Genomic DNA, 10532 nt, shown 5'->3' on the forward strand with positions numbered 1-10532 from the left:
CGGTGAGGAAGAGCACGGGAACCGTGGAGCCGAGTTCGAGGAGCTTCTCGTGGACGGCGAGGCCGTCGAGCCCAGGCATCTGCACGTCGAGGATGATGCAGCCCGGGCGCGCGAAGTCGCCCCGGGCGAGGAAGTCTTCGCCCGAGGAGTAGGCCGCGGTCTCCCAACCCATGGATTCAAGGAGAAGCGCACTCGAAGCGGCGAGCGCCTCGTCGTCGTCAACGATGCGGATGAGCGGACGCTCGGTCATTGCGTGGTCTCCTTTGAGGGGGCATTCTGGGTCTGGGGGCGCACGTCGGTGCGGTTCTCCGCCGCGGCGTCTAATCTTGTATCGACGGCCTTTGGGCGTGGGCCGTGGTCATACGGCGCTTCATTATGGCCTTTGGCCGGTGCCTCGGGCGCCCTGGGATCTTCACCCGGGCGCGCGAGGTCGAAGCGCACCTCAATCGAAAGCCCGTGTGGAGATCGACGCGAGATTTCCATGCGCCCGCCGTTTTCTTCGACGAGATTGCGCACGATCCCGAGACCGAGCCCGAGGCCCTCGGGCTTCACGGAAGCCGAAACGCGCGAAAGCCGGGCGAAGGCCTCGTCCGAGAGCGCCGGACCGTTGTCCTCCACCGTGACCAGAACGGCCGGTCCTGAGGTGGTCGCGACCTTCACCCACACGCGGCCGCCGGATTGGCTCTGAACCGCCTCGAGGGCGTTCTTCATGAGGTTGTGGAAGATGAGCTCGAGCTCCAAGGGGTCCCCGAGGACCAAAGGCTTCACGCCTGCAGGGCGCGGCGCGAGGTGGATGGGGGCGGCGCCCGAAGCTGCGAGCCCGGCCTTTGCGGATGCGGCGACGGCATAGAGGTCGGTTTCGACCGGTGCGGGGCGCTCCCGGCGCGCATAGCCGCGAACGCGGTCCACGATCGCGCAGATGCGGTGGATCTGGCCGTCCGCGCCTTCAATGGCACGGGCGAGAAGAGGGTCCGCCGGCGCGGGAGCGGGGAGTCCGGGGAGCGCGGGACCGAGTCCCGTTTTCATCTTCGCGACGGCGAGGTAGTTGATGACGGCGCCGATGGGCTGCTTGAGTTCATGCGCGACCAACGCGCAGAGCTGACTCACCGCGCCCATGCGCTCGAGGCGAGAAAGCCGCTCCCGGGTCTTCGCCTCGGATTCGGTGAGACGGGCCTGCTCGGTGAGGGCAGCCGAGAGCTCGGCCGTACGCTTCACGACAAGCCGCCGCAGCCGGATCTCGGAGGCGATGAGAAGAAGGAGAAGCCCCAGACCCGTGAGAATCCAGAGTCGAGCGCGCCGCCAGATCCCGGCCGGGGTCATGTCCTCAAGATAAGCCCAGGGGCCGACGTGGAGAGACTCCTCGAGCTGCCGCACGGCGTGGAAGTTCGAGACCGGGTACCAGCCGAACTCCGCGTCCGGCGGCTCGGTGGAGAGAAGCGCCGCCACCGCCCGCCGCACAATCTCTGGGTCGGCCGTGGGAAGCGCCGAGATCACCAGGTCAGGGTAGAGCTCGCTCGAGGTGCGGCAGGCTGAGGCGGGTTCGTTTCGCGCTGCCGCAACCTTGAGGACTCCTGGCTCGACGAGTCCCTCGGTTTCAATCCGCTCCAAGGTGCAGGCGGAGACGACCCCAACGTCGTAGGCGCCCGAGAGCACTGCCTCGACCACGTTGGGCATGCCGACGCCGAGGAACTTCACTTCGCGAAAGAACCCCTCCGAGCGGAACCCCGCGTCAAGTAGCGTCTTTCTGAATCCGAGCCACCCGTCGATCGAGGTGGGGAGCGTTGCGGCGGCCCGCATTCCGCGCAGCGTCGCCAAGCTCGTGATGTCCGAGCGCGTCGCGAGCGTGATCACCGCCGCTCCGGCGGAGCGCGAAGGGTCCTTCGCCCAGTGCGTGCGGCGCACCGCGATCGGGTGCGCGCCCATGGCGTCGGCGATCCGCAGGAAGTCTGCCGCTGGCGAAATCACGAAGTCGGGCCGGAGCCTGGCGACGGAGGATTCGAGCGTGGCGGAACTCACCGAAAGGCGCAGGACGGTCGCCTCAGGGAGCGCCGCTTCAAGCGTGCGCTTCACCGGAATGATCGTGGACTGCGCAAAACCCGGCTCCGTCATCTCCACGACCGCGAGCGACACGTTGGTGCGGTGTAATTCCGCCTGCAGAGGAGGGGCCTCGTCCGCGGCGCAGGTACCCGTCCCGAGGGCGAATAGAAGCGCCAGCAGGAGAAGAAGTGCAGTGCGAAGGCCTGGGACGGAGGGCATCTGGGACGTGCGGATGGGAGGAAGACAGGAGAATCCAGGCGGATTCGGAGTGGCGGGCGTGAGTCTCGTGAGAAAATGCCCGCCATGACCGAATTAAAGCACCTCCGGGCCGAAGACGCCCATACCGACAGCTCCACCGCGGCCGCTCGTTTCTCGCCCGCGCCCGAAGTCCGCGACTTCATGCCGGCGGACATGGAGGCCTTCGTCAACGCCTACGACGAAGTCTGGGGCTGGGAGATTCACGCCGATCCGGCGAGCATGGAGCGCAGCACGATGGCCCTCGCCTATACGCTCACGAACCTGCTGCGCGCCGACGCCGCCCGCACGGCGCTTCTCCCCGACGGCCGCCCCGGGGCGCTCGCCTGCATGCGTTGGGACGTTTCCAACTCTCAGACGCACGGCGTCGAGCCCGCCCACCGGGACCTCGCGCGGATCCGCATGAAGACCCTCTACGAGCGCTGTGCTTCACGCCTTGCCGCCACGAACCTCGGACGCGACTGCCTCGAGTTCGAGGACGACCTCATGGCCGTCAACCATGAGCTGATGGGCCGGCTCCCGCCCGTGCCCGAGGGCGGGCGAGCAGAGCTCATCTACCTCATCACCGTCCGGGAAGCACGCGGCCTTGGGCTCGGCAAAGCGTTGATGGATGATTTTGAAGCCGCCTGCCGCACCCGCGGCATCGGCGACGCCTTCCTCTACACCGACAATCACTGCCACTGGAAGATCTACTTGAAGCGCGGGTGGTCGATCGCCGCGAAGAAGCGTTGGCGCGCTCCGATCGAGGACGACGCGATCGAAAGCATGCTGATGCGCAAAGCCATGCAGCCCTGAGGCCTGGAGCGGTTCCACCCGGCATGGCATCGGTCGGTCTGGGGGAGACCTCTTCTTTGTGGTCTGCGGCGTCGTCGATCATCCGGGCACCGTTGAGGTTGGGTCGAAGGCGCTCAAGTTTGCTCGGTTTAAACCGAGCAGACATCGCTCGGATTAAGCCGAGCGAAAGTCGCTCTGTTCAAACCGAGCTAAAATCACTCGGATCAAACAGAGCAACCATTCACGGACCCATCCACCCCAAGGATGCACAGTCATGTCGTTTTTTGGCAGAACCTTTGAACTATCCCTTCTTGATGAGTACTACGACGACGGAAACGCCAACCTGGCGGTGGTGTACGGTCGTCGGCGCGTGGGAAAAAGTGAGTTGATTCTTCAGTCGCTCAGACGCCGGTCCGTTCCCTTCATCTACATGGAATGCAAAGCCACGTCGGAGGATGAAAACGTCCAACGATTGTTGGAGATGATTCCGGAACGTCTCGGATTTACACCTGCAAAATGTGAATCCTTCGAGCAGGTTTTGGTGATGCTCTTTGAGCTCTTCAAAGACCGACCCATGATTTTAGTGCTTGACGAATATCCGTATCTTCGAGAAACTAAGAAAGGGTTCGATTCCGTCATTCAATCTCTGCTTGACAGATATAAAAAATCATCCCGGCTGAAGCTCGTCATATGTGGCTCCTACTTGGAAATCATGCGGAGCATGTTGGAGTACAAGAGTCCCCTTTATGGGCGTGCCGGAATGGTCATCGACTTGAAGCCATTGGATTACTACGACTGTCAAGGGTTTTACGACGGATTTTCAAAGGAGGATCGGGTTCGTCTCTATGCCGTTTTCGGCGGGATTCCCTATTACAACACGCTGCTGAATCCTGACAGGACTGTAAAAGAAAACATCATCAAATTGTTGGTCAGGAGGGATGCGCGTCTCGAGGCGGAGGTCGAATTGTTCATAAACGCAGAGGCCTCGAAGATCAGCGACGCCAACCAGGTGATCATGGCTATGGCGGCCGGGCAACGGAAGTTTTCGGACATTCTCGGGCAGACGGACTTCAAGAACAGCTCCAAACTTGCCGATATTCTCAGCAAGCTGCGGAGCATCGGCCTTGTGGAAAAAACAGCTCCGATAAATGAGCCCGACAACCCGAGAAGAACAAGTTGGCGCATCTGCGACAACCTCACAAATTTCTATTACCGATACATCTACAGAAGAGCGTCGCAGCGTCTGTTGATGAATCCTGAGGAATATTTCAGGATATATATTTCCGAAGACTTTGAGACGAAGTATGTTCCATCGCAATTCGAAGGAATCTGCACTGAATTCCTCATTCGCCGAAATCTGGCGGGCCTAAATGACAGGCCTTTCTTCAATATCGGCCGATATTACTACGACGATCCGGTCAAAAAGAAGAATGGAGAATTTGACATCGTCACGGAGGATGAGGCCGGCTACGTCTTTTATGAGGCGAAGTTCAGGGCAAAACCTCTGAGTCCTCAAACAATTCAGAAGGAGCTTGATCAGGTTGACGAATCGCCGCTCAAGCCCTACAGATGCGGCTTTATATCCCGCTCCGGGTATGACGGGGTTGCCGCATCCGAAGGTTTGATGCTTTTCACGCTTGACGATCTGTATGCTCCGGATCTTTCCGGCCGACTCAATGGTGAAGATTGAATCTGTAGCTACAGAAGAGTGACAAAACACCATCGACGAAGTCGCCGAGAGCCGTCAATGGACGTCGAAGCGTGTCGAAGCTCTATGAGCTGGTGAGGTGATTCGAGCAGGCGACGCCCCTTGAATAGAGAATGGAGACCGCGACCCGCAAGAACCCGGCTTCGCAGCGCTTTGCTCGCGGTCAACGGGCCAGGCGCATGCGCCCGGCCACGACAAAAGAGAGCCGGCGGTTGAGCTTCCCGCTCGCCGTCGGCTTTGTTGACCCAAAAACCGGCCTCGCGCAACCCCCGTCCTTCAGGGCGGGGAGTGTGTCAAGTGCCTACTTCGTAGTGAAGTCGCGGCCGAGGAACTGCTCGGAGAGCTTCTCGAGCGTACCGTCGGCGCGCAGCGCCTCGATCGCTTGGTCGATCGCGGTCCTGAGCGACGTGCTTGCCTTCGGAATCAGCACGCACATCTCCTCGGCCTTCTCGTAGCGCGCGACCACCTGCACGGGGGCGTCGGGTTTCTTGCGCATGAAGTCCGCAATGGAGAGCTCCGAATTGAGCGCCGTGTCGGCGCGGCGGCTGACGACGAGTTCAACGGCCTGAGCGAAGTCCTGAACGCCCACGATGCGCGCGCCGTAGGCTTCGGCGATGCGGCTCGAGTTTGCGGTCGCGGACTCGGCCGCGCGCTTGCCCTTGAGATCCTCGAAGGTCTTGATCGAGTCGTTGTCCTTGCGCACGAGGATCGCCGTATGGTCGTACATGTAGGGCACCGAGAAGTCGTACTTCTGACGACGCGCCTCATTTGCCTCGACCTGGTTCACGACGATGTCGAAGCGCCCGGCGTCGACGCCCGCAAGAAGCGAATCCCAGGAGGACTCAACGAAGACGGGCTGGACGCCAAGCTTGGCCGCAACCGCGCGGGCGAGCTCGACGTCGTAGCCGGTCAGTACGCCCTTTTCGTCGTGGTAGGAGTAGGGCACGAAGACGCCTTCGGTGCCGATGCGGATCTCACCCTTCGCTTTGATGCGGGCGAGGGCATCCACCGGATCGGAGGCGGCGAGGGCGGTGAACGGAGTTCCGCTCACCGCGAGGAGAGCGGAGCCGAGGGCGGCGGCGAGAACACCGCGGCGGGAAAGCGCATGAATCGAATTGTCGGACATGGTGATCAAATTCCTTGCGGCCGCCTGCATCACGCAGAGGTTCGAGGCGGCCTTTGTTGATGTCCGAAAAGATAGCGCCGCAACGGAACTGATGGTGGTCCTGGATCGTTCGATATCGAAACAATTTGTATGCAAGCGATGTTTCCGTGAGATGTAGGTCGATCCCAGCATGAATTTTTCATTCGTAGCCTCGAAGGGGATGTTGACGCATCCTCGCGGCCGCATCATGACGTCTCCTCGACGCCTCCCTCGTGCAGTCCCAACGCCTGGGGATTTCCGCCCGATGAGCCTAAACGCAGCGCCCACCCGAATGAAGCCCCTGCAGATTGCTGCGCTTCATTCCGACGAGCTCGATTCGTTCCATGCGCCGCCTCTGGGCGGCATCGGCGTCAGATCACGTAATTCTCCGCGGGCGTGTCGAGCTTTCTGAGGAACTGCTTCGTGCGCTCTTCCTTCGGGTTGTCGAAGAACTCGGCCGGCGTGTTCTGCTCCACCACGACGCCCCCAGCCATCAGCACCACCTTGCTCGCGACGTGGCGGGCGAAGTTGAGTTCGTGGGTGACGAGCACCATCGTGCGGCCTTCCTGGGCGAGCTTCCTGATCACGGCGAGCACCTCGCCCACCAGTTCGGGGTCGAGGGCCGAAGTGGGCTCGTCGAGGTAGATCACCTCCGGGTTCGCAGCAATCGCGCGCGCGATGCCGACGCGCTGCTGCTGGCCGCCAGAGAGCGCGCAGGGGTAGTAGTCGGCGCGGTCGAGCATGCCGACTTCCGCGAGCGCAGCGCGGCCCACCCGGTCGGCCTCCTCGCGGCTCATCCCGCGAACGACGCGCAGCCCTTCGGTGACGTTTTCCAACGCCGTCAAGTTGCGAAAGAGGTTGTAGCTCTGAAAGACGAAGCCCGTCTTGAGGCGGATCTTCGCGACGTCGCGGCGCGAAACCGAGGGGAGGTTGACGTGTTCGCCGTCAAAGATCATCTCGCCCGCATCGGCGGTCTCAAGGAAGTTCGCGATCCGCAGGAGCGTGGTCTTGCCGGACCCGGACGGCCCGAGGATGGCGACCACGTCTCCCTTCTCGACCTCGAGGTCGACGCCCTTGAGGATTTCGGTGCCGTTGAAGGACTTGTGGATGTTGCGGAGCTCAAGCATTTCTTCTCTCTCAATGGTCGGTCAACGGGGAATCAGAAGTCGTATTTTCTCAGGCGCTTTTCGCCCTCGACCTGGATGCGCGAGAGCACCGTCGAGAAGGCGAGGTAGATGGCGGCCGCCTCAAGGTAGAGCCAGAAGGGCTCGTAGGTGCGCGCGGCGATGCGCTGCGCGCTCATGAACATCTCGAAGACCGTGATCGAGCTCGCAAGCGACGTGTTCTTCGTAAGCGAGATGAATTCGTTGAAGAGCGGCGGGAACGCAATCCGGAGCGCCTGCGGGAGCACGATGCGGCGCATCACCTGCAGGTACGTCATGCCGACGCAGTAGCCCGCCTCGAACTGGCCCTTCGGCACCGAGGCGATGGCGGCGCGGATGGATTCGGACATGTAGGCGCCGACATTCATCGAGAAGGCGATCACGGCCGAGGGGAATGCGTCTATCGTGACGCCGATCGAGGGCAGGCCGAAGAAGATCACGAAGAGCTGCACGAGAAGCGGCGTGCCGCGGAAGACCCAGACGTAGATGCGGGCGAATTCGCGCAGCACCGGGATGTTCGCGGTGCGCACGACCGCGAGGAAAAGCGCGATCACGAGGCCGACGGCAAACGAGATGAGCGTCAGGGGAATCGTGACGGTGAGGCCTGGGATGAGGAGCTGCGTGAAGCTGTCCTCAAGGAGCTGGAGGATGCGGTCGTCCATTTTCTTCTGCGTGCGGGATGGATCGGTTGGATGCGGCCGCCCGCACCCGGGCTTCTTGTCCGTCGGCGGAGCGGCCGTTCAATATGGATCGTTCGAAAGCGAATTCTATTCGACGTCGAACGAGTTTAACTACTTCTTCGAGGCGTCGGTGCCGAGGAACTGAAGGGCGAGCTTCGAGAGCGTGCCGTCGGCCTGGAGTTCATCTAGCGCCTTGTTGACCGCGGCCTGGAGCGCCGCGTCGCTCTTGCGCAGCGGGATGGCGATCTCGATCGGGTCCTTCCAGAGGGCGACGATCTTCACCGGGGCGTTGGGCTGAATGCGCAGGAAGTCGAGCGTGGAGAGCTCGGAGTTGATCGTGAGGTCCGCGCGCCCGGTGGCGACCAACTGCACGGAGGACGGGAAGTCCGCGGCGCCCACGATCTCGGCGCCCAAGGAGTCGGCGAGTTTGCCCCAGTTCGAGGTGAGGGTCTGCGCGGCCCGGCGGCCCTTGACGAAGTCGAAGGACTTCACCTCATTGTTGGTCTTCTTTACGATCAGGGCGCCCTTGTTGTAGGTGTAGGGCACGGAGAAGAGGTACTTGGCGCGGCGTTCGGGCGTAGGCGTCACCTGGTTGACGACGATGTCGAAGCGCTTGGCGTCGAGCCCCGCGATCATGCCGTCCCACTGGGTTTCGACGAAGACGGGCTTGACGCCCAACTTCGCGGCGATGCCGCGGGCGACCTCGACGTCGTAGCCCGTGAGGTTGCCCTTGTCGTCGTGGTAGGTGTACGGGGCGTAGACGCCTTCGGTGCCGATCTTGAGTTCGCCCGAAGCCTTGACGTCGTCGAGCGTGTCGGCGTGGACGGCGCCGGCGAACGAGAAGGCGAAGGCCGCGGCGGAGGCGACGAGCGTGCGGCGGGTGAGGTTCTGCGTGGTCATGATGAATTCCTTGTGAATGGTGAGAAGTGTTGGAGTGTCGTGAATGGTGTTCGGGAGCAGCCGCGGATCAGCGCTTCGCCTTTTCGAAGGCCTGGTCGAGGTCGGCGATGAGGTCTTCGGTCGCCTCGATGCCGGCGGCGAGCCGCAGGAGGTTGCGGGTGATGCCGAGCTTCTGCTGGATCTCGGGCGCGTAGGACTCGTGGGTCATCGTGGCGGGGCGGCAGATCAGGGGCTCGACCCCGCCGAGGCTCACCGCAAAGGCGAAGAGCCTGAGGCTCGTCACGAACCGGTCGAGGTCGAAGGCGGTTTCGTTCAACTGGAAGGAGAGGACGCCGCCCGAGCCCTTCGCCTGCCGCGCCTGAATGTCGTGGCCGGGGTGCGAGGCGAGGCCGGGATAGAAGACCGTCTCCACGGCAGGGTGATGTTCGAGATGCCGCGCAATTGCGAGTGCGTTCTTCTCGTGCTGCGCCATCCTCAGCGGCAGCGTCTTCACGCCGCGCGTCACGAGGAAGGCGTCGAAGGGGTCGAGCACGCCGCCGAGGGCCTTCGAGAAGATCCGCAGGCGCTCGTAGAGCGCATCGTCGTTGAAGACCACGAAGCCCGCGAGGAGGTCCGAGTGTCCGGCGTAGTACTTGGTCGCGGAGTAGACCACGATGTCGGCGCCGAGGTCGAGGGGCTTCTGGAGGCAGGAGGTGAGGAACGTGTTGTCCACCACCGTCAGGATCCCGCGGGCCTTCGCGGCCCGGGCGACCTTGGCGATGTCGGTGACGGTGAGCAGCGGATTGGTCGGCGACTCGATGAAGACCATCTTCACGTCGGCCGGCGCCTGAGAGAAGTCGTAAGCGTTGAAGTCCTCGACGACGTCGAACGCAATGCCGCGCTTTTCGAAGATCTTCGTCGCAAAGAGCCAGGTGCCGCCGTAGACGTCGCTCGAGAGGAGCACGCGGTCGCCCTTTTCAAGGAGCTCGAAGACGAGGGCGTTCGCGGCCATGCCGGAGCTCGTCGCAAAGGCGTGGCGGGCACCCTCAAGCTCGGCGATCAAGCGCTCCGTCGAGGCGCGCGTCGGATTCGCGCTGCGGGAATAGGCGTATGACTGGAAATGCTCCGAGTCCGGTTGGACGAAGGTAGACGAGAGGTAGAGCGGAAAAGCGACGGCGCGGTGTGAATCATCTTGAAGTCCTCCGTGAACGGCGAGCGTGGCGTACTGCATGACGTGTGAATCCTTCTGGGTTGACGTTGGGAGCGGGAGCCGGTGCTCCCTTCACATTCGGCCCGGGGCCGCGGTGAAGGGCGGCTGGGCCGGGTGGTGGAGCAGTCGTGGACAGCTCGCGTCAAGGAGCACGGCGGGTGCGTACGGGGGATTGATGAACTTCATGGCGTGATCTCGAAATGCGTATTTGGTGGAGAAGGCGTTTTTCCGGTCAACAAAAAAGGCGCCGTTGGTGCGGCGCCTTTTTCTGAGGAGAGCTCCGGGGAAAGGTTCAGACTTCTCCGGAGATCTTCGAGCTCATGCCGGGACGGGCGCCGCGGCTGGGATGGAACCCAGGGCACATCTGACACATGCACATCGAGGCAAAGCGGCTGGTCATGATTATTCCGTCTTGAATGAAGAGAGTGAAAGGGAAAGGCGGGAGTGCGGCGGCGTTTGACTGCGGAACCATCCTCTCGGGCCTCAGTAGAACTATGCCTCCTCGTTCCAATTTCGTCAATAGATCGTTGTGCGTAGCGGAACGATCCGGGAGGATGAGCGAACCGTGAATGAAGCGAGGAGGGCGGCGCGGGCGATTCAGCAAAATCCGCCAGGAACCCTCGCCCGCAGGGCGGGGAGGAATGGCGGCGAAGTCTTCAGGCGCTACGCCTCGCGCTGCTTC

At 62.4% G+C, this 10532-nt stretch carries 9 protein-coding genes; 2 read left to right on the forward strand and 7 right to left on the reverse strand.

Annotated features, from left to right (window positions below; translation table 11 throughout):
- Together ACT6Y9_RS04870 and ACT6Y9_RS04875 are read right to left on the reverse strand one after the other, a co-directional pair.
- Nucleotides 1-250, reverse strand: a 250-nt coding sequence (locus tag ACT6Y9_RS04870; RefSeq protein WP_443743693.1) for a response regulator transcription factor, incomplete at its 3' end; no start/stop codon positions are given.
- Nucleotides 247-2130, reverse strand: coding sequence for a sensor histidine kinase (locus ACT6Y9_RS04875; RefSeq protein WP_443743694.1), 1884 nt, complete (start codon nucleotides 2128-2130; stop codon nucleotides 247-249). The genes ACT6Y9_RS04870 and ACT6Y9_RS04875, both read right to left, overlap by 4 nt.
- A gap of 210 nt (nucleotides 2131-2340) precedes the next feature.
- On the opposite strand from ACT6Y9_RS04875, the gene ACT6Y9_RS04880 reads away from it, so the two are divergent.
- Together ACT6Y9_RS04880 and ACT6Y9_RS04885 are read left to right on the forward strand one after the other, a co-directional pair.
- Nucleotides 2341-3087, forward strand: a complete 747-nt coding sequence (locus tag ACT6Y9_RS04880) for a GNAT family N-acetyltransferase (RefSeq protein ID WP_443743695.1) — start codon at nucleotides 2341-2343, stop codon at nucleotides 3085-3087.
- Between the two features lie 253 nt (nucleotides 3088-3340).
- The gene (locus ACT6Y9_RS04885) at nucleotides 3341-4756 is read left to right on the forward strand and encodes an ATP-binding protein (protein WP_443743696.1); all 1416 of its coding nucleotides are present in this window, start codon (nucleotides 3341-3343) and stop codon (nucleotides 4754-4756) included.
- Nucleotides 4757-5075: 319 nt separating this feature from the next.
- On the opposite strand, the gene ACT6Y9_RS04890 is transcribed toward ACT6Y9_RS04885, so the two are convergent.
- From ACT6Y9_RS04890 to ACT6Y9_RS04910, 5 genes are all read right to left on the reverse strand, one after another.
- Complete coding sequence (locus ACT6Y9_RS04890; protein WP_443743697.1) at nucleotides 5076-5900, reverse strand: transporter substrate-binding domain-containing protein; 825 nt, start codon at nucleotides 5898-5900, stop codon at nucleotides 5076-5078.
- A 389-nt stretch (nucleotides 5901-6289) separates the two neighbouring features.
- Entirely contained in the window at nucleotides 6290-7045 is a 756-nt protein-coding gene (locus ACT6Y9_RS04895) for an amino acid ABC transporter ATP-binding protein (protein ID WP_443743698.1), read from the reverse strand.
- A gap of 32 nt (nucleotides 7046-7077) precedes the next feature.
- The gene (locus tag ACT6Y9_RS04900) at nucleotides 7078-7743 is read right to left on the reverse strand and encodes an amino acid ABC transporter permease (RefSeq protein WP_443743699.1); all 666 of its coding nucleotides are present in this window, start codon (nucleotides 7741-7743) and stop codon (nucleotides 7078-7080) included.
- 129 nt (nucleotides 7744-7872) lie between these two features.
- Nucleotides 7873-8661, reverse strand: coding sequence for an amino acid ABC transporter substrate-binding protein (locus tag ACT6Y9_RS04905; protein WP_443743700.1), 789 nt, complete (start codon nucleotides 8659-8661; stop codon nucleotides 7873-7875).
- 67 nt (nucleotides 8662-8728) lie between these two features.
- Complete coding sequence (locus ACT6Y9_RS04910) at nucleotides 8729-9871, reverse strand: trans-sulfuration enzyme family protein (protein WP_443743701.1); 1143 nt, start codon at nucleotides 9869-9871, stop codon at nucleotides 8729-8731.
- Between the last annotated feature and the right edge of the window lie 661 nt (nucleotides 9872-10532).

This window comes from Sutterella sp., assembly GCF_052272535.1.
In the GTDB taxonomy this organism is placed as follows: Bacteria; Pseudomonadota; Gammaproteobacteria; order Burkholderiales; family Burkholderiaceae_F; genus Sutterella.

What these genes read in the sequence shown, in the direction of transcription:
- ACT6Y9_RS04885 (WP_443743696.1), top strand. Translation starts at nt 3,341, where the DNA reads ATGTCGTTTTTTGGCAGAACCTTTGAACTATCCCTTCTTGATGAGTAC.
- ACT6Y9_RS04895 (WP_443743698.1), bottom strand. Translation starts at nt 7,045, where the DNA reads ATGCTTGAGCTCCGCAACATCCACAAGTCCTTCAACGGCACCGAAATC.
- ACT6Y9_RS04900 (WP_443743699.1), bottom strand. Translation starts at nt 7,743, where the DNA reads ATGGACGACCGCATCCTCCAGCTCCTTGAGGACAGCTTCACGCAGCTC.
- ACT6Y9_RS04910 (WP_443743701.1), bottom strand. Translation starts at nt 9,871, where the DNA reads ATGCAGTACGCCACGCTCGCCGTTCACGGAGGACTTCAAGATGATTCA.
- ACT6Y9_RS04890 (WP_443743697.1), bottom strand. Translation starts at nt 5,900, where the DNA reads ATGTCCGACAATTCGATTCATGCGCTTTCCCGCCGCGGTGTTCTCGCC.
- ACT6Y9_RS04905 (WP_443743700.1), bottom strand. Translation starts at nt 8,661, where the DNA reads ATGACCACGCAGAACCTCACCCGCCGCACGCTCGTCGCCTCCGCCGCG.
- ACT6Y9_RS04880 (WP_443743695.1), top strand. Translation starts at nt 2,341, where the DNA reads ATGACCGAATTAAAGCACCTCCGGGCCGAAGACGCCCATACCGACAGC.